The following is an 18776-nucleotide window of genomic DNA, read 5'->3' on the forward strand; positions in this document are numbered from 1 at the left end:
TGTCGAGGCGCACCTGGGCGGACCTACTAGGCTGGAGCCGTGCATCGCATAGCAGGTTGGTGGGACGGCTTCGAGCTGTGGGTCGCGGGATTGCCATTCATTCCGCAGTTCCTCGTGGTTCTCGTGGGGATGGTTCCGATCAGCTTCGCCATCGCTTATGGGCTGGACCGCCTTCTGCGCTCCGTGCTGCGCATGCTCGACCGCAGGAACGCCGCCTTGGCGGCGCCGCCCGCGATCAGGTCCGGTTCGGCCGCCGGGGAACCCGAGCTCGTCGTCACCGCCGAGAACCGTCAGCCCGTGCAGAGCGGGGCGCGGTGATGCCTCGTTCGCGGGTCCAGCTCGCGCTGGTCGCTCTGCTCTTGCTCGTCGTCGTCGCCTGGTTGTTCACCCGCTGAGCGCCGGTTAGTTCTCGCCCGTCCGCCAGTCGTTGAACCGCTTGCCGAGCTTCGAGACCGTGTCGCCGACTTCATGTGCGACCGTGCTCGCCGCCGAGCCGACATCCCTGCCCAGGGTGCGCACAGTCCGGATCAGCGGGTCCTCCGACTGGTCGAAGTTCGCCTTGTAGGCGCGAGCCGCCTCCCTCATCTCGTCGCCGATCCGGGTGTTCTTGTCCTGCTCGCGGCGGGGATAGTCGCCGGCAACCATGCGGTCGTAGTCGCCGCTCTGAATCCAGCGGCGCAGCTCGGCGGCGCGCAGCACGGAGAACGGGTGGCTCTGTAGTTCCAGGTTGAGCAGTTTGAGCACCCCGTCGCGCAGGTCGCCGGACCGCTCGTAGTCGTCGGCCTGGGCGAGGAACGCCCCGTGGTTCATCTCCTTGATCCAGGTGCCGCCCGCCGTCTTCATGTGCACCCGCACCGAGGCGTCGACGTCCTGGCCGCACAGTAGTCCGGCGCGGTCGCCGGACAGCTCGGACTTGCGGCTCCACTCCATCAGCGCCGCGACAATGGCGCGCAGCGCCCAGCCACCCACCGGCATCCATCCGACGCTTGCCGTGATCCGCAGCAGGTGCATCAGCATGGTGCGGTACACCGCGTGCCCGGACAGCGCGTGCCCGAGCTCATGACCGATCACGAAGCGCAGTTCCTCGGTGTCCATCAGGTCGATCAGTCCGGTCGTCAGCACGATGAACGGCTGGTCCATTCCGATGGTGAAGGCGTTCACCTGCGGGCTCTGTAGCACGAAGAGCTCCGGCGTCGTGTGCGCATCGAGGATCTCCATGCAGTCCTGGCGCAGGTGGTGCAGCGTGCGGAACTGACGCTCGTCCACCCGGACCGCGGTGGCCAGGTACAGCAGCCGGTGCTGGCGTTCCCGCAGCAAACTCGACAGCGTCCGCAGCACGACATCGAACCCGGGCAGCGAGCGCAGCGTCACCAGGGCGGTGCGGTCCGCAGGGTGTTCCCATGCGCGCGTGCTGATGCCGGGGAATCGCGTGCGGACCCGGTCTGGGCTGGTGGTCATGGGATGAACCCCCCTTTATGTCGAAACTCTATGATTCGAACTCAGACGCTGTGCTCTGCTACAGTCTGCCCGTGTCTTCGAGTGCCGTGCCGCGGGTCCGCCATGAATTGGCGTTGATCGCTATCGGGAATCTCGCGGTCGCGGACATTCTCTGTCGCTGATCGGAGACCGGGTCCTTCTGTGCCTCCCTGCCCTCGTAGACTGGCGCGCAACCTTTCCGCAGACGTACCCGAACACCGGCGGCCGATTCGGCCGACAATCGCGCCATCGCCACAACACTGGCGGCAGGTCTACTGATTACCGCAATGTCTCCGCCACCGATGACTACTACCGGACAATGGCGGTCCGCAGGAAAGGCCAACCCTGATGTCTCGCAAATCCTGGCTCTCCTCGCGCCGACGCTACGGCGCCGTCGCACTCACTGCGCTCGCGGCGGTCGCGCTCACCGCGTGCGGCGGCGGAGCCAGCGACTCGACCGGGGGAGGCGGCGCCGATGGCAGCGGTGGCACCCTGAACCTCTATGCCTACGCTGTGCCGAAGCCGGGCTTCGACAAAGTGATCCCCGAGTTCAACAAGACCGAGCAGGGCAAAGGCATCCAGATCCAGCAGTCCTACGGCGCTTCGGGCGATCAGTCCCGCAAGGTGAAGGACGGCGCCGAGGCCGACATCGTGAACTTCTCCGTCGAGCCCGACATCACCCGCCTTGTCGACGCCGGCCTGGTGGACGAGAGCTGGAATGCCGACGCCACCAAGGGAATTCCATTCGGCTCGGTTGTCGCGATCGTGGTCCGCAAGGGAAACCCGAAGGGCATCAAAGAGTGGGACGACCTGCTGAAGCCGGGCGTCGAAGTGGTCACACCGAACCCGTTCAGCTCCGGTTCGGCCAAGTGGAACCTGCTCGCGCCATACGCGGCCAAGAGTGACGGCGGCAAGAACCCGCAGGCGGGCCTGGACTTTCTGAGCCAGCTGATCTCCACAGACCACGTGAAGGTACAGCCCAAGTCGGGCCGCGAGGCGACCGAGACCTTCTTGCAGGGCACCGGTGACGTGCTGCTGAGCTACGAGAACGAGGCGATCTTCTCAGAGCGCAACGGTGACCCGATCGAGCACACCGTCCCGCCGGTCACCTTCAAGATCGAGAACCCGGTCGCGGTGCTGAAGAACAGCAAGAACAAGGAGAAGGCCGTGGCCTTCCGAGACTTCCTGTTCACCACCGAGGGACAGAAGGCATGGGCCACGGCCGGTTTCCGGCCGGTCGACCCGAACGTGGCCGCCGACTACGCCGAGGACTTCCCGACGCCCCAGAAGCTGTGGACGATCGCCGACCTCGGTGGCTGGAAGACCGTGGACAAGGAGCTGTTCACGCCGAACACCGGATCCGTCGCGGTGATCTACGACAAAGCGACCAAGTAACCGGGCGTTTTTCGGATACGGAAGCTGAACGATCGTGACTGACAGCAGTAACGCCGGGACCGAGCCGGCCGGCCCCGGCGGCTCCGGCACCGAGACCGGTTCCGCGCGCCGAGCTGGACGCTGGAATTGGTCGTGGCTGCGTGTGACCGGCTCGGTGGGCCCGCTCGGCATCGCCACCGCGGTGCTGTGGCTCAGCATCATCGTGCTGCTGCCGCTGGCCGCGCTCACCGTGACCAGCTTCGAGGACGGCTGGTCGGGCTTCTGGGATGCGGTCACCGCGCCCGCCGCGCTGGACTCGCTCCGTATCACCGTGCTGGTGTCGGTGGTGGTGGGGCTGATCAACGTGGTGATGGGGACGCTGATCGCCTGGGTCCTGGTCCGCGACGAGTTCCCTGGTAAGAGCATCGTCAACGCGTTGATCGATCTACCGTTCGCGCTACCGACAATCGTGGCGAGCATCGTGCTGCTGTCGCTGTACGGGCCGCAGAGCCCGATCGATATCCACCTCAACGCGACGCAGCCCGGTCTGGTCGTGGCATTGGCGTTCGTTACCTTGCCGTTCGTGGTGCGTTCGGTGCAGCCGGTGCTCATCGAGGCCGACCTCGAGGTCGAGCAGGCCGCGCTCTCGCTCGGAGCGGACAACTGGACCACCTTCCGCCGGATCGTGCTGCCTACGCTGGCGCCCGCGATCATCAGCGGCGGAGGCTTGGCCTTCGCTCGCGCGATCGGCGAATACGGGTCGGTAGTGCTGATCGGCGGTGCCATTCCGCGCAAGACGGAGATGGCTTCGCAGTACATCCAGAAGCAGATCGAGATCGACCGGCCGGTGAACGCGGCGGCCGTCTCGGTCGCGCTATTGGCCATCTCGTTCGCGACGCTGCTGGTGCTGCGGCTGCTCGCCGAACGCGCCGCGCGCAAGGAACAGGCGACCCGATGAGACATAATCGCGCAGCGCTCGTCGGGTCGCCGGGGTGCGGGAACGCCCGCAGGATGGAGCCGACCCGATGAGACATAATCGCGCAGCGCTCGTCGGGTCGCCGGGGTGCGGGAACGCCCGCAGGATGGAGCCGGCCCGATGAAACTATCCGCACCGACCCGCGTCTCACTCCGGACGGTGGCGCTGGGTTATCTGTTCGTGTTGCTGGTTCTGCCGTTGGTCATCATTCTGTGGCGCACTTTCGAGCGGGGCGTCGGCGCGTTCATCGACTCGATCAGCACGCCCGCGGCTATCTCGGCCTTCCAGCTGTCGATTTTCATCGTGGCGATCGTCGTTCCGGTGAACGTCGTCTTCGGCATCGTCACCGCGATCGCGCTGGTCCGCGGAAAGTTCCCCGGTCGTAGCCTGGTCCAGGGCATCGTGGACCTGCCGTTCGCCGTCTCACCGGTGGTGGTCGGCGTGTCGCTGATCCTGCTGTGGGGCGCGGGGGGCTGGTTCGGCGGGCTCGAAGCCCTGGGACTCGAGGTGATCTTCAACTTGCCTGGCATGGTGATCGCCACCATATTCGTCACGCTGCCGTTCGTGGTGCGCGAGGTCGAGCCGGTGCTCCATGAGATCGGCGATGACCAGGAGCAGGCCGCGGCCACCCTCGGCGCGTCTCGATGGCAGACGTTCTGGCGGATCACCTTGCCCGCAATCCGGTGGGGCCTCACCTATGGTGTGGTGCTCACGGTGGCTCGCGCGCTCGGGGAGTTCGGCGCGGTGATCATGGTGTCCTCCGCCCTCCCCGGCAAGTCGCAGACGTTGACGCTGCTCGTGCACGGGCGATACATCAACGATCACAACACCTTCGGTGCCTACGCTGCCGCAACCTTGCTGATGGGCATCGCTCTCGTCAGCCTCCTGCTGATGACCCTCCTCGAACGTAAGCGGGGCACCAAGTGATCACCGTGACCAACGCGAAGAAGAACTACGGCTCGTTCGCGGCCCTCGACGACGTCACCATCGACATCCCGTCCGGTGAGCTGACCGCACTGCTCGGCCCCTCCGGCTCCGGCAAGTCGACGCTTCTGCGCTCGATCGCCGGGCTCGAGTCGCTGGACTCCGGGGTGGTCACCATCGCGGGCCGCGACGTCACCAGGGTGGCGCCGCAGAAGCGCGACATCGGCTTCGTGTTCCAGCATTACGCGGCGTTCAAGCACATGACGGTGCGTGACAATGTGGCGTTCGGCCTGAAGATCCGTAAGCGCCCCAAGGGCGAGATCCGCAAGCGTGTCGACGAGCTGCTCGGCATCGTCGGGTTGGACGGCTTCCAGCACCGCTACCCGGCGCAGCTGTCGGGAGGGCAGCGGCAGCGCATGGCGCTGGCCCGCGCGCTGGCCGTCGACCCGCAAGTGCTGCTGCTGGACGAGCCGTTCGGCGCGCTGGACGCGAAGGTCCGCGCAGACCTGCGCACCTGGCTGCGCCGCCTGCATGAGGAAGTCCACGTGACCACCGTGCTGGTTACGCACGACCAGGAGGAGGCGCTCGACGTCGCCGACCGGATCGCGGTGATGAACAAGGGGCGCATCGAGCAGATCGGCAGCCCGGAGGACGTGTACGACCGTCCCGCCAACGAGTTCGTCATGTCCTTCCTCGGCGCGGTGGCCCGGCTCAACGGACATCTGGTGCGCCCGCACGACATTCGCGTCGGCCGCGACCCGAGTATGGCGCTCGCCGAGCACGAGGGCACCGCGGAATCGGCGGGCGTCACAAGGGCGACGGTGGAGCGCGTGGTCCATCTCGGTTTCGAGGTGCGTGTCGAAATGCGTAATGCCGCGACCGGCGACCTGTTCGCCGCGCAGGTCACTCGCGGTGACGCGGAGGCACTGCGGCTGTCGGACGGCGAGACGGTCTACGCCCGCGCCACCCGTATCCCGGAACTGCCTACGCATTAGCGGTCGGTGCGAATTCGGCCCACGGCGCGTCGTTCTCGACGCGCCGCATGTCGCTTCGCAGCTGGAATGTAGCTGAGCTCCTCGAGTTCTCGGCGGATGCAGTCTCGTCCGGGCATGGACGGCAGTCTCCGGCCGCGCTGAAACCGCCGGGGACGGCTCCCCTTCGTGGTCGGGCATCCCGCCGGTTACGGCTTTCGGGTCAGCTCGGCATCGTTCCGAAATCAGTACGCCGATCCGGTTCAGCTAATTGCTCGCTTCCATTTGTTCTGGGAGATCGCCGCAGTTGGAAAGGCATCAAAGTGAAATCGATGCGATGGTTACCGCTGTTTGGCAAACATTGGGATTGCCGCGCCGAACCCTGCGTGGCACAAGGAAATCCGACCGGTCGGCCTGTGTGAGGGGCGGCGCGCGGGTGGACCGACCGATGGGTCGAGCCGTGTGCCGCGGCTTGAAACAGGCGGCATGCGGACAATTGGTTGTCCGGGGTTGGCATGAAGATCGCGGAGTGGTTGCCTGGACGGCGTTCGAAGCAAATCGGCACGGCGATCAGGTGGATTGCGATGGCGGTTGGTCTCGGTTTGAGCATCGGTACGGTGAACACGGTTTCCGCCCTGGCGGAGGAAGGTTCGGCCAAGGCTCCGCCGCGGCCGCGCAAAAAGCTGCGCCCGCAGGCGATTACCCGCCGCACCACGCTGACGTTCTACAGCACCGGAGTCGCCAGGGTTGGCATGATTCCCCGGCACGGTCGCGCGATCACCGAATTCGCCGACCTCACCCAGCGCTCGACCGCCCGGGCGCGGGTCGGGCGCCGTACGCTCTCGCCCGCGAATCTCGTCGCGACGGTCGCCGACTGCGTGATCCGTGAGGTGCTGCATGATCATCCGTCCCGTGGCGCCGGTGTCGGCATCGCGCTGACTCATCCGGCCCGTTATACCGACGAGCAGGTAGGGGAGCTACGTGCCGCGCTGGACGGCGCGGACCTCACCCAGGTGGCTTTGGTCGCCGAACCCATCGCGGCGGCAACGTGGCTCGAGGCCGATCGCGGCCCGCTCATGCCCGGCCTCGCGCTGGTCTACGACCTCGGCGGCGCCGGCCTCGACGTCACGCTGGTCCGGGTCGGCGTGGGGCGTCCGCGCAATCCGATCGTCGGTGAGTCGTTGCGCTCCACCGAGTTCGGCGGACGCGCGTTCGGGGCGCGGTGCGCCGAACGTGCCGGAACCGGTCTGCCCTCGTCCTCGATAACGGAGTCGGCCGCCGATGCCGACGAGCTGCGTTCGGCGCATATCAAGAAATCCCTCGAACTCGTGTACCGCTGCCTGCGGACGGCGGACGTCACCATGGCCGACGTCGATCGCGTCCTCGTGGTCGGCGGTGCGGCCCGGCCGGTGGAGGTGGCGCGAGTCCTCGCGGACGAGCTGGCCAGGCCGGTGATCACCGCGCCGGACCCGGAGCGCACCATCGCCGACGGCGCCGCGATCATCGGGCGCAGGGCGGCCGCCGAGGCCGAGGCTGCCGCCGAGCCGCCGGCCGAGCAGCGCCGGGGCGGCCGCCGCGGGGGCGCCGGTCGTCCCGCGGCCACCCGTGCCTTGCTTCTGTCGCGTCGGACCAAACGCCGGTTGGCCAGGGGTGCCGTCGTCGCGGCGCTGTCGTTGGCCGGTATCGGTCTGTCCGTCGTGCCCAGTGATGGGGTGATCGTGGGCTTGTCGCAGCTCGGGCTGCGGTAGGCGGGTGTCCGGCGATGCCCGCGATGAGGGCGGGCATCGCCGGACCATCCTGGCGACTATCGGGTTGACGTAACTCTCCGTTGGTGTAACTATGGGATACAGATAAAGGTCCCACCAAGGAGAGGCAGTGACGACGATGTCCACAGCCGTGACGCCCACAGTCGATCCCGATCTGGCGAAGGCGCAGGAGTACGCCGCGAAGCTGCTGCTGCTCTCCGAGGGTTCGGTCGACAAGCACTTCGACCCGTTCGAGGACATCGACTGGGACAACCCCGACTTCGCCGCCGACGCCGGTGAAGATCGCTGGATTCTGCCCGTGTCCGCCGATACGCTCGGCCGCCACTCCTGGTACCAGGCGCTGCCGACCGAAACCAAGATCGCGGTCGGCAAGTATCGGCAGTCCAATATCGCCAAGGTCGGCCTGCAGTTCGAGTCGATCTTGATCAGCGGCATGGTCATTCACAACTTCGGCCTGCCCAACGGCTCGCCGGAGTTCCGGTACTGCTCTCACGAGATGATCGAGGAGCACAACCACACGCTGATGTTCCAGGAGATGGTCAACCGAATCGGGCTGGACGTTCCCGGGATGGGTCCGCTGGTCAGCAAATTCAAGTACTTGGGCGCGCCGGTGGCGGCTCGGTTCCCGAACCTGTTCTTCATGGCCGTCCTGGCCGGCGAGGAGCCGATCGACCACATCCAGAAGCAGATCCTGCGCTCGGGCGAAGAGGTGCACCCGATCATGCGCGGGGTCATGGCCATCCATGTGGCGGAAGAGGCGCGGCACATCTCCTTTGCGCACGAGTTCCTGAAGAACCATGTGCCCCAGACGAAAACGGGCCAGAAGTTCGTGCTGTCGCTGGCCATGCCGATCGTCATGTGGATCCTCGGCCGCGCCATCGTGACCCCGCCGCGGTCGTTCTTCGAAAAGTTCGACATCCCGGAGAAGGTCCGCAAGGAGCTCTTCTACGGGTCCGAGGAAGCCAAACAGACCTTCAGTGACTACTTTTGCGATGTGCGAACCCTGGCCAAGGACATCGGGCTGATCAACCCGGCCTCCAAAGCGGTCTGGAAGCTGCTTCGAATCGATGGCCACACCACCCGGTACCGCTCCGAGCCGCGGCGCGCAGCGAGCAAGGTCGCCTGAGCCGACCATGCCCTACGTCGTCACCCAGTCCTGTTGCGGCGACGCGTCCTGCGTGTACGCCTGCCCGGTCAACTGTATCCATCCCACACCAGACGAACCGGACTTTCCGACGGCGGAGATGCTGTATGTGGACCCCGAGGCGTGCGTCGACTGCGGCGCCTGCGCCACCGCGTGCCCAGTCGACGCCATCGTGTCATCGAAGAAGCTGACCGAGGAGCAGAAGCCGTTCATCGAGATCAACGCGGATTTCTACCGGCAGACGCGCCCGCGCCCGCTGCTGGCGCGGCCGGTGCCCGCGGCGGAAATCCATACCGAACGGCAGCCGCTCCGGGTGGCGATCGTGGGGTCCGGGCCGTCGGCGATGTATGCGGCGGACGAGTTGCTGACCCAGCCGGATGTGTCGGTGACCGTGTTCGACCGGCTGCCGACGCCCTACGGGCTCGCCAGGCACGGCGTCGCGCCGGACCATCCCAAGACACGTAAGGTCAGCGAACTGTTCGATGTGATCTCGGCGCAGCCGGGGTTCAAGTCGTACCTGAATGTCGAGATCGGAGCGCATATTTCGCATGCCGAGCTGCTCGACCACTTCCACGCGGTGATCTACGCGGTGGGTGCGTCCTCGGACCGCAAGCTCGGCATCCCGGGTGAACGGCTGGCGGGCAGCGTGTCGGCCACCGACTTCGTCGCCTGGTACAACGGGCATCCTGGTCACGCCGCCCGTGTCTTCGACTTGTCCGGGCAGCGCGCGGTGATCGTCGGCAACGGGAACGTCGCCTTGGACGTCGCGCGCATTCTGACCAGTGACCCCGACACGCTGGCCGACACCGATATCGCCCCGTACGCGCTGCGCGCGTTGCGGGAGAGCAAGCTCGAGGAAGTGGTCGTGCTCGGCCGCCGCGGTCCGCTCGAATCCGCGTTCACTGTGCCGGAATTCGTCGGCCTGCTCGGCTCCGATGTGGATGTCGTGATCGAGGGGGAGCTACCCGAGCCCGATGTGGAGCTGCCCTATCAGGTCGAACAGAAGCTGCGGCTACTGCGCAGCCTGCGCATCCGCCCCGGCGGCACGCGCAAGCGGATCGTGTTCCGATACTTGGCCGCGCCCACCGCGATCCTCGGTAGCGACCGGGTGACCGGCATCGAGGTCGGCCGCACCGACCTCGTCATCGATCCGGACGGACGCGTCCGCGCGGTCGCGACGGGGGAGACCGATCGGCTCGACGCGGGCCTGGTCCTCACTTCGGTCGGCTACCGCGGCGTTCCGGTGCCAGGTCTGCCGTTCGACGAGACCGCGGCTGTGATTCCGAACCAGGACGGGCGGGTACTGGACCGTGTCGGCGGCGCGCTGCTGCCGGGCAGCTACGTCACCGGCTGGATCAAGCGCGGTCCCACCGGCTTCATCGGAACCAACAAGTCCTGCGCTCAGGAGACGGTGCGGCAGCTCGCCGCGGACTTCAACGCGGGCCGACTGGCCGAACCCGGCGGCACCGCCGCGGAGTTCGACCGCTTGGTGCGTCGGCGCCGGCCCGCGGTCCACGCCGGGGGAGCCGTCGCTCGCCCGAGCCGCGTCCGCCGTCTGCTGACCCGCACCTGACCGAACCCCGTCTCGAGGTACCGCCACCGCCGGTACCTCGAGGTCACACATCGCGGTATTTCGTTTCCTTTCGGCCACAGGCCCAGGCGATGAGGGTGTGGGCCAGGCGTCCGGCCCTTCGGCGCTCGCGGCGACCGGACCCGGATGGTCAGCGCGCGGTGAAGCCGCCGTCGACGGCCAGCGCCGCACCGGTGACGAAGCTCGCCTCGCGGCTGAGCAGGTACGCACAGAACGACGCGATCTCCTCCGGCGTGCTGATCCGGCCCAGCGGGTGCAGCGCGGCGATGGTCGCCACACCCTCTGGCGTCGCACCCATCGTGTTCCGGAACGCCGGTGTGTCCACCGCCCCGGACACCAGTGCGTTGACCCGAATACCTTTGTCAGCAGCCTCCAATGCCGCCGCCCTGGTCAACCCGACCACGCCGTGCTTGGCCGCCACGTACGGCGCCACCGAGCCCATTCCGACCACGCCGAGATTCGAGGCGTTGTTCAGGATCGCTCCGCCACCCGAGGCGACGAGCGCGGGAATCTGGTGCCGCAGGCCGTAGTACACACTGGTGAGGTTGAGCTCGAGGTCGGCGCGCCAGCCCGGCTCCTCGATCTCTTCGATCGGCCCGAAGGCGTGCACGGCGCCCGCATTGTTGAATGCCGCGTCCAGACGGCCGTATTCGGACAGCGCCGCCTGGGTCAGACGTGCCACGTCCTGCTCCACCGTGACATCGGTCGGCACGAACAGCGCCTGTCCGCCGGTCGCGCGGATCTCGGCGGCAACCTGCTCGCCCGCGTCCTTGCCACGCGCGCCGAGGACGACTGCGGCGCCTTCGCCGGCGACCCGCAGCGCCACCGCCTTGCCCACCCCCGAGCTGGCGCCGGTGATCAGGACGACCTGCTCGTTGAACCGTGTTCCCATCTCTGCACTCCCTTTCCACTCGCGACTCACCTCGGTGGTGGTCGCGCTGTCGAGTCAAGCTGGCGGAAGCGGCCGAGGCTGGCGTATATCGGACTTTGCATTTGACGTGTCATTAATTGCTGCGGCGCGGTGGTTCCATGAAATCCCCAGCAGGGGCAATGATCTGGTTACCGACCGGTCGGTGTCGATCACGCGGTGTGGTTCTGAGGGGGAAAGCCGTCCTTCGGTTGGGTTAGGACCGCAATATCTCAATCGCTATAAAGTAGCGGAAACATGGGGCGTGCAGTCGAATTGGCATGTCGAGGGTGCTGAACGCGAGGTCTTTAATCGTTTTACCTGCAGGCTCTGAGCGATCACGGCGAGTATCGAAACACTGCAGATCAATTACGCATATGTATTGACTCGAAGCAGCTAACCTGTAGTCGCTGTTTGGAAGACGATCGCGGCCACATGGTTCTCCTATGTGATGGACGTGGTCACGGTGCGTTGACGGGATAGCAGATGACCACAGGCTTGGGTTTCAGCATCGGTGCAGTGAACTCCGTGACGGCATCGGTGACCGGAGAGCGCACTCGTCCCGTGGTGCGTTCGCGGCGCACCGCGGTCACGTTCGACAGCGCGGGCCGACTCCGTATCGGTGGAATTCGCCAATCCACGACGGCAGTCAAAGATTTCGCCGACCTGAGCCGCGACCCGGATACTGTGATCGTCGGGGGCCGCATCTGGTCGCCCGCCAACCTGGTCGCGGCGGTGGTGAACGAACTGCGCGCGACCGAGCCCGGCGCATGTGCGTCCGGCGTCATCGCGACGTACCCAGCAAGCTATTCCGACAAGCAGGTCGCGCTGCTACGCCAGGCGCTGGACCTCTCCGGTGGAGGCGACGTGCTGCTGGTGCCCGAGCCGGTGGCGGCGGCCGAATGGTTGGAACACGAGCACGGCCCCCTGGAGTCGAGCTTCGTCCTGGTCTATGACCTCGGCGGCACCAGCCTCGACGTGACCGTCGTGCGCGTCGGCCCGGATTGGGACAACCATCCGATGATCGGAAAGCCGGTTCGCTCCTACGATTTCGGTGGCAGGCCGCTGGGATCGATGATCGCGCGTTACGCCCCGGACGTCACGCCGCGGTCCGCGGGCGTGTCGATGACGTCGATCGTCGATATCGACCGGCTGCGCACCGCACATGTGCACGACTCGCTCGAGGTGGTCCGCACCTGCGTTCGGCAGGCAGGGATCACGATGTCCGATATCGGTCGTGTCCTCCTGGTCGGCGGCGCGTCCCGGCCCGCCGAAGTAGCGCGCACGCTCGCCGAACTCGGCCGACCCGTGGTGATTTCGGCCGACCCCGGACAGACTGTCGCAGCGGGCGCCGCCCTCATGGCGGCGCGGACCATGGCACTCGGCGCGTCCGGCGTCCGGGCGGGCGCGCAGCGCGTGGCCGTGTTCTCCAGCGCCGCCGTGGTTTCAGCGGTCGCCATGTCGGCCGTCACCGTCTTCGGCGGTCCCACTGTTCCCGAGCTGTCACCGATGCTCGACCGCTTACCGGATATCGACGCGCCGACCGACGCCCTCCTGTACGACGCGCGGGGCGAGGCCGCCGAGGCATGGTCCTGGATGGCCGCCCCCGTGCGATGGAACTCAGGGCAGGTGATGCCGTCGTTCCTTTCGCCGCGAACCTCCGCGTACAGCCGGTTCATCAAGCCGGCGCCTCGCAGCACGGCGCCTGGCCCTTCGGTGTCCAACTCACCGAGCGGCCCGCATCGGGAACCTCGAACATGCTGCGGCCCGGAGGGATCCCGAGGCGGGACGTACTCCAACCCGGCCTACTTCGTGAACCCGCTGCCGTTCGGTCCTTTCGTCCACCGCGTCCCCAAAGTCCCCGATCAGCCGCCCGTGCCTGCTCAACCGCCGGTGCCTGCTGAGCCTCCCGCGTCGGGTAACGAGGCGCCGACCGCACCGCCTGTGGCGGCGCCGGTCCCGGCACCGGGCGCGGCCGCACCTGCGCTCCAGTCGGGTTCGACACCTGGGGTCCCGAACCGCGGGTCCACCCCGACCAGCTCCGGCGCGACGACGCCGGGTCGTTCGACCGAAGCTCCGTCCACCGGGGGTGTGTCCGGTACTCCGGCATCCGGAACGCATGGTGGAAACCACGGCGACCCCTCTGGTGCCACCCCACCGGGCGACTCCTCCTCTGGCGGTGCTTCAACCGGTGGCGCGTCGTCAGAAGCGTCTGAGGGAACCTCGACCGGTGGAGTGTCTTCGGGCAACGGTGCCCCCGGCGGTACCACCTCAGGAGATTCCTCGACAGGTGGTTCCGCCTCGGACGGTTCTACTGGTGGTCCCGCGGGTGGTGCGTCGTCGGGCGGCACCACGGCGGGTACGTCGCCCGGTGGTTCCGCGTCGGGTGGTGGCGCTGGGCGTCCGTCTTCCAGTGGCGCGTCGTCGGCCGGAAATTCCCCGGGGGCTTCGTCTTCCAGTGGCGCGTCGTCAGCCGGAAACTCGGCGGGGACTTCGTCTTCCGGTGGTGCGGCAGGGCGTCCTGGCTCGAATGGGGCGTCTACCTCCGGTCGTGCGTCCTCTGGTGGCTATGCGGGAGGTACGTCGCCCGGTGGTTCCGCGTCGGGTGGTGGCGCTGGGCGTCCGTCTTCCAGCGGCGGGTCCTCGGCCGGAAATTCCCCGGGGGCTTCGTCTTCCGGTGGTTCAACGGGTCGTTTCGGCTCGGGAGGGCCGAACTCCGGCGGTTCGTCGTCCGGTGGCGTCGGCGGCCCAGGCGGGGGCGGAGCTCGCGGTCGTTAGAACCCAGCCGAGTCGGCACCGAATTCCCCGGCGCGAGCAGTTATCTCGGTGCTGCGGATCGGCTGACGAGCGCCGCGGTCCGGAGGCACAATGGGTTAGTGGTATCCGGGGGACCCCAACTGATCGCGCTGGACGTGGATGGGACGCTGCTGGACACCGGGACACCGGTCAGTGCGCGCGTGCTCGCTGCCGTGCGTGCTGCCGTCGAGGCAGGCGCGCATGTCGTCGTGACGACCGGGCGCACCCTGCTGACGACGCGGTCCGTGCTGACCGAACTCGGTCTGAACGAAGGGCACGCGCTGTGCTCGAACGGGGCGGTGCACATCGACGTGGCGAAGGGGGAGCCGGTCACCGTGCAGGCCTTCGACCCCGCACCGGCCGTCACCGCGCTGCGTGCGCTGTTCCCGGAAATGATCTTCGCCGTGGAGAAGGTCGGAATCGGAACCTGGGCCACCGGCATCAGTCCAGGCGAGTTCTCGATCGGGGAGTATCTGCTCGTCGACTACCACGCGTTGAGCAGCGAACCCACCCCGCGGCTGAACGGCTGGTGGCCGGACGGGTCGCCGGCGGAGATGCTCCGTGCGTTGCGCACCCTCCGGGTGCCGGGTGCGAGCTGGGTGCACGGTGAGTTCGGTCCGTGGTTGACCGTCTCCCGTCAGGGGGTGTCCAAGGGCTGGGCGCTGGAGCGACTGCGCGTGTCCCTCGGCATTCCACACACCGCGACCTTGGCCATCGGCGACGGCTACAACGACCGGGAGATGCTCCGTTGGGCAGCGCATTCCGTGGCGATGGCGAATGCCCCCGCAGAGGTGCAGAGCCTGGCTGACGAGGTTACCGACCACGTACTCGAGGATGGCGTCGCGACCGTCTTGGAGCGCTGGTTTCGCGCCTGACGTGGTCGTCCTTTCGGTCGGGGTCGCGCCCATCGCGGTCAGGTTCGTTGCGTGCGAAGTGGCGAATGGCCATGCCGCTGAGCTGTGGTTCGCCGGATGATTCCCATTGACGCGATCGAGTTGCCAGGTGATCGCGGCAACCGGTACCGCTGCGCACCGACGAGTCGCTGCTTGTCACGCTCACCCCGCTGTGTGTCGCCGGAAACAGGCGCCACGATGCTGACGTCACCGGCAGGCGGCGAAAGTCCGTGCAATCCGTGGTTATGCGGGCCGAAGACCGTCCAGGATCGCGCCGAGACCGCGCTCGAAGCGTTGGCCCGCGTCGGCCTTCGCGTAGCCGGTGAGGAACTCGGCCGCAGGCGCGATCTCCGCGCCGTCGGCAGAGCTCAGACGTGGTAGATCGGCGGTGAGTTCCGCTACGGTCGAACTGGTTCCAGCCCAGGCCGATTCGGCAAGCGCCGCGCCGAGCACGTAGTAGTAGAAGCCCGTTGTCGCGGATTCCAGTCGCTCGCCGGTGAATCCCGCGGCGGTGAGCACTCGCAGGATCGCACCGAATTGAGCGACGGCCGCGGGTCCCATCGGCGGGTTGTCGCCGACCAGCGCGGCCGCCCAGTGGTGGCGCAGCAGCGCTTCGAAGGTGCGCCGTCCGATCGCGGCGAGCTCGGCTCGCCAAATCGCGCGGGGTTCGGCATCTTCCAGCGTCTCGGCGAAGACCGCGTCCAGCGCGTATTCGAGCAGGTCGTCCTTCGTGGCGATGTAGCCGTAGAGCGTCATCGGCGGGACGCCGAGCCGCTCGGCCAGCTTGCGCATGGTCAATCCGGCGACTGATTCCTCGTCGAGCAGCGCGACCGCGGCCGTCACGATCCGGTCGAGATCCAGCGAAGGCCGACCGCGCCCGGCCTTCGTCGGGCGCAGCCATATCGACTTCCTCTCGGGCATTGCCCGATCATACGGGGTCGCGTACATTGAACGGTGTTCCGTACATTGTACGGAGGATCGTACAATGTACTACCAGTGCTCGAACTCCGGGAGGTAGTGATGTCGACACGTAACGTGCGCAAGACCGATGTGGTGGTCGTCGGTGGCGGAGTGTCCGGACTGGCCGCCGCGCGGCGGCTGGTCGAGCACGGCCGTTCGGTGAGAGTGCTGGAGGCCGGAGCGCGCGTCGGCGGACGAACACTGACCGGCTGGGCGGGCGCTCTCGCGTTGGACCAAGGCGCGACCCTCGTCTATCCCATGCAGCACAATGTGTTCCGGCTCGCTGGGGCCCTCGGCGTCGAGCTGTTCGAGAGCCGATCTGACGGGCGTTTCCTGCTCTATACCGAGGGCGCCAGACACAGTTTCCGATTCGGCGACTCTCGCGGCATGAAGCTGTTCGGTATGCCGGTTCTGCGTCCTGTGCTCCGCGTCGCCCTCCACGTCGCGGCGCTCCGAACCACCCTGCCGCTGCCGCCCGAGGCGATGATGCAGGTGCTCCGCGCAATCTCGGCGCTGGACAGACTCGCCGCCACGGTGCCCGCGGCGGCACCATGGACCGCCCCTGACGCCGATCTGCTCGATTGCCGCGCCTTCGATTCCTGGCTGCGCGAACAGGTGCCGTCGCCCCAGGCCCGCCGGTTGCTCGAGGCGAACGTTGCCGGATACCTGCCCGCGACCACCTCACTGCTCTACGCATTGCACTTCTTCAACACCTGGGGCGGTGTGCGGAGACTACTCGGCACGCCCGCTCGGGTATATCGATTCAGTGGTGGTGCACAGGAATTGGCGCTCGCGCTGGCTGCGGCACTGGGCGATCGCGTGGTTCTGGACAGCTCCGTGCTAGAGATCGCCCAGCACTCCACCGGCGTAGTGGTGCGCTGCGCCGACGCCGAGTTCGCGGCGGAGCGAGTGATCGTCGCGATGGCTCCCTCAGGCGTTCGAAAGCTGCGCTTCGAGCCTGCACTGCCCGTCGATCGCAGAGCGCTGCAGGACGCTTGGCAACCAGTGCACGGCCGCAAGGTCAATATCGTTTACGACGAACCGTTCTGGCGGCAGGACGGGCTGTCCGGTTCCGCGCTCACCGATCTCGACGTGGTACCCGGGCTCACCGACGCCTCACCGCAGGACGGGAATGCCGGCGTCCTGGCCGGCTATCTGCCTGCCGACCGAGGACCCGCCGACGCCGCTGAACGCCGCCGTGCGGTGCTGGCGGTGTGCGCCGAACTCTTCGGGCCGCGCGCTCGCACACCCCGGCACTATGTCGAAAAGAACTGGCAGGACGAGCCGTACGCGCACGGCTGCGAGGGCGGTCTCACGGTCGGCGCACTCACCTCGGCGCGTCGCCTGGCCAGCACGCCGGTCGATCGCGTGCATTGGGCAGGCGTCGAGACCGCCGACGCATGGATCGGCTTCCTCAGCGGCGCCATCCAGGCGGGCGAGCGCGCCGCCGACGAGGTCCTCGCGGCGAGCCCGGCGCGATGACCGCTCGTGGGCGGTCAGTGTCCAAGCGTCCAACCCCTGTCGGTCGGCTCAGGCCAGGTCGATCCGGACCGCGATCGGCGTGGTCGGCTGCAGCGAACCGTCGGTGGGTTCGGTAGTGATCACGACGAACGCGGTGTCGTCGCGCAGGTCGGCCACCTGCTCGGTGCGCCCGCCCGCGGTGTGCATCATTCCAGCCGACCGCGGTGCGCCCGCGTTAGGAATCAGCCACAGCTGGTAGCCGTGTTCGTGGTCCAGCGCGGGCAGGCCGACGGCCGAGACGACCACCTTGCCCACGCTGTGCGACAGCAGCGCTGTTGCCGAGCCGCCCTCGGCCACCACAGTGCCCTTGCGGGTGACGGAATCGGCCGCCCTGTGTACCTGCTCCGTCGCGACTGTCTCGTCGCCATGGGCGGTCCGATCGGCCAGCGCGAACCCGGTGATCGCCGCGACCGCGACTGCCACCGCCGTCGCGATGCCGATCACGAGTCGCGTCGCCCACGGGTGACGGGCGGGCAGCGGTGCGATGTAGTTCTCCTCGAACAGCTCCAGCGGCGGCAGGATGTTCGTGTGGCCGAGCGCGTCGGTTCGGGGCGGGATGTCGGCGCGGCCGAGCGTGTCGAGCGGTGGCATGATCCGGGTCGAGTCCAGCTCGCCCCGTCGGTCGACGGGCGACTCCCCGTGTGTGCGGATCTCGGGGACCGCCCGGTCCTGGATGGACTCGTCATCCCCCTGAACCAGGTCCGGGGTGTTTGCAGTGCCGGTGACGCCATCGGCGCCCAAGGCGCCGTGTACTGCTCGGGCGCGGATGACCATACGGTGTCCTTCCAAGCCTGACCAAGCCGGATGCCGTCTGCGCAGCGACGGCGTGTGCGGCCGATCATATGACGCAGATCATGCCGCAACCATTTGGTTACCCGGCGCGCCGCGAAGCCGTCCCACCTGAGATGGTGTCGCGGTGCAGGCGACCGGTTGGGAAACGTTGCGGGGCATGGTGCTCGCACACGAATACCCGCCCGGCACCATGCTGCCGTGTCCGGACTACGCCGGGCCGGTTTCGGCGAGGATCTCGAGGTAGTGCGGGTTCGTCATCAGGCCGAGGACGTTGCCGAACGGGTCTACTACCGAGGCGGTCACGAACCCCGTTCCGGTGCCGCGTTCGGTGATCGGGTCGTATTCCTTCGCGCCGAGTTCGAGCAGCCGGTCGACCGTTGCTCGCAGATCGTCGACATGCCAGTTGACGATGGCGCCGCCCGGCTCGTTGCGCGCACCCGCCGGGGCGTAGGCGCGATTCACGATGCCGAATTCGTGTTGGTAGTCGCCGATGCGGAACTCGTAGTAGCCGTTGGGGACGTGGAAGTAGGGCTCGACGCCCAGGAACTCCGTGTACCAGTCCTTCGCGGCCTCCAGGTCGTCGGCGCAGAAGGTGCTCGTCGCCATTCCTCGCAGCATGTCGGATCTCCTTCGATGTGCTCGTTGGTGCTTGTGAAACCATCATCCAACTTGAAGTGCTCACCAA

Annotated in this window: 17 protein-coding genes; 12 read left to right on the top strand and 5 right to left on the bottom strand. The window is 67.3% G+C overall.

What is annotated here, in order from left to right:
• Positions 1-39: 39 nt before the first annotated feature.
• Positions 40-318 carry a hypothetical protein gene (locus AB0H00_RS16380; protein WP_357266466.1) on the top strand — a complete coding sequence of 93 codons (279 nt, stop codon included), beginning with the start codon at positions 40-42 and terminating at the stop codon, positions 316-318.
• Between the two features lie 84 nt (positions 319-402).
• On the opposite strand, the gene AB0H00_RS16385 is transcribed toward AB0H00_RS16380, so the two are convergent.
• A complete protein-coding gene (locus AB0H00_RS16385; RefSeq protein WP_357266469.1) occupies positions 403-1458 on the bottom strand; it encodes a M48 family metallopeptidase in 1056 nt (351 codons plus the stop codon).
• 71 nt (positions 1459-1529) lie between these two features.
• Here AB0H00_RS16385 and AB0H00_RS16390 point away from each other — a divergent pair, with 71 nt between their 5' ends.
• From AB0H00_RS16390 to AB0H00_RS16425, 8 genes are all read left to right on the top strand, one after another.
• Positions 1530-1619: an Ms4533A family Cys-rich leader peptide gene (locus AB0H00_RS16390; RefSeq protein ID WP_357266472.1), complete on the top strand. Its 90-nt coding sequence runs from the start codon at positions 1530-1532 to the stop codon at positions 1617-1619.
• A 205-nt stretch (positions 1620-1824) separates the two neighbouring features.
• Positions 1825-2871 carry a sulfate ABC transporter substrate-binding protein gene (locus AB0H00_RS16395; protein ID WP_357266475.1) on the top strand — a complete coding sequence of 349 codons (1047 nt, stop codon included), beginning with the start codon at positions 1825-1827 and terminating at the stop codon, positions 2869-2871.
• A gap of 136 nt (positions 2872-3007) precedes the next feature.
• Positions 3008-3808: a sulfate ABC transporter permease subunit CysT gene (cysT, locus tag AB0H00_RS16400; protein ID WP_357266627.1), complete on the top strand. Its 801-nt coding sequence runs from the start codon at positions 3008-3010 to the stop codon at positions 3806-3808.
• Between the two features lie 138 nt (positions 3809-3946).
• Positions 3947-4753: a sulfate ABC transporter permease subunit CysW gene (cysW, locus tag AB0H00_RS16405; RefSeq protein ID WP_357266478.1), complete on the top strand. Its 807-nt coding sequence runs from the start codon at positions 3947-3949 to the stop codon at positions 4751-4753.
• The gene (locus AB0H00_RS16410) at positions 4750-5745 is read left to right on the top strand and encodes a sulfate ABC transporter ATP-binding protein (protein ID WP_357266481.1); all 996 of its coding nucleotides are present in this window, start codon (positions 4750-4752) and stop codon (positions 5743-5745) included. The genes cysW and AB0H00_RS16410 overlap by 4 nt, the downstream gene beginning before the upstream one ends.
• Positions 5746-6305: 560 nt before the next feature.
• On the top strand, positions 6306-7469 hold the full coding sequence (locus AB0H00_RS16415; protein ID WP_357266483.1) for an Hsp70 family protein: 1164 nt from the start codon (positions 6306-6308) through the stop codon (positions 7467-7469).
• Positions 7470-7605: 136 nt separating this feature from the next.
• Positions 7606-8613 carry a diiron oxygenase gene (locus AB0H00_RS16420; protein ID WP_357266630.1) on the top strand — a complete coding sequence of 336 codons (1008 nt, stop codon included), beginning with the start codon at positions 7606-7608 and terminating at the stop codon, positions 8611-8613.
• Between the two features lie 7 nt (positions 8614-8620).
• Entirely contained in the window at positions 8621-10204 is a 1584-nt protein-coding gene (locus tag AB0H00_RS16425) for an FAD-dependent oxidoreductase (RefSeq protein WP_357266486.1), read from the top strand.
• Positions 10205-10352: 148 nt separating this feature from the next.
• On the opposite strand, the gene AB0H00_RS16430 is transcribed toward AB0H00_RS16425, so the two are convergent.
• Complete coding sequence (locus AB0H00_RS16430; protein ID WP_357266489.1) at positions 10353-11114, bottom strand: glucose 1-dehydrogenase; 762 nt, start codon at positions 11112-11114, stop codon at positions 10353-10355.
• Positions 11115-11615: 501 nt separating this feature from the next.
• On the opposite strand from AB0H00_RS16430, the gene AB0H00_RS16435 reads away from it, so the two are divergent.
• Positions 11616-13907, top strand: a complete 2292-nt coding sequence (locus AB0H00_RS16435; protein ID WP_357266492.1) for an Hsp70 family protein — start codon at positions 11616-11618, stop codon at positions 13905-13907.
• 98 nt (positions 13908-14005) lie between these two features.
• Positions 14006-14800 carry an HAD family hydrolase gene (locus AB0H00_RS16440; protein WP_357266493.1) on the top strand — a complete coding sequence of 265 codons (795 nt, stop codon included), beginning with the start codon at positions 14006-14008 and terminating at the stop codon, positions 14798-14800.
• A gap of 261 nt (positions 14801-15061) precedes the next feature.
• Here the strand turns inward: AB0H00_RS16440 and AB0H00_RS16445 are convergent, their stop codons facing one another.
• Entirely contained in the window at positions 15062-15739 is a 678-nt protein-coding gene (locus AB0H00_RS16445) for a TetR/AcrR family transcriptional regulator (protein WP_357266496.1), read from the bottom strand.
• 99 nt (positions 15740-15838) lie between these two features.
• Between AB0H00_RS16445 and AB0H00_RS16450 the strand changes: the two genes are divergently transcribed.
• A complete protein-coding gene (locus AB0H00_RS16450) occupies positions 15839-17260 on the top strand; it encodes an NAD(P)/FAD-dependent oxidoreductase (RefSeq protein ID WP_357266498.1) in 1422 nt (473 codons plus the stop codon).
• Positions 17261-17308: 48 nt separating this feature from the next.
• On the opposite strand, the gene AB0H00_RS16455 is transcribed toward AB0H00_RS16450, so the two are convergent.
• Positions 17309-18073, bottom strand: coding sequence for an anti-sigma factor (locus tag AB0H00_RS16455; protein ID WP_357266501.1), 765 nt, complete (start codon positions 18071-18073; stop codon positions 17309-17311).
• 225 nt (positions 18074-18298) lie between these two features.
• Positions 18299-18709, bottom strand: a complete 411-nt coding sequence (locus tag AB0H00_RS16460) for a VOC family protein (RefSeq protein WP_357266503.1) — start codon at positions 18707-18709, stop codon at positions 18299-18301.
• Positions 18710-18776 lie beyond the last annotated feature (67 nt).

Source organism: Nocardia sp. NPDC023852 (genome assembly GCF_040639505.1).
Lineage (GTDB): Bacteria > Actinomycetota > Actinomycetes > Mycobacteriales > Mycobacteriaceae > Nocardia.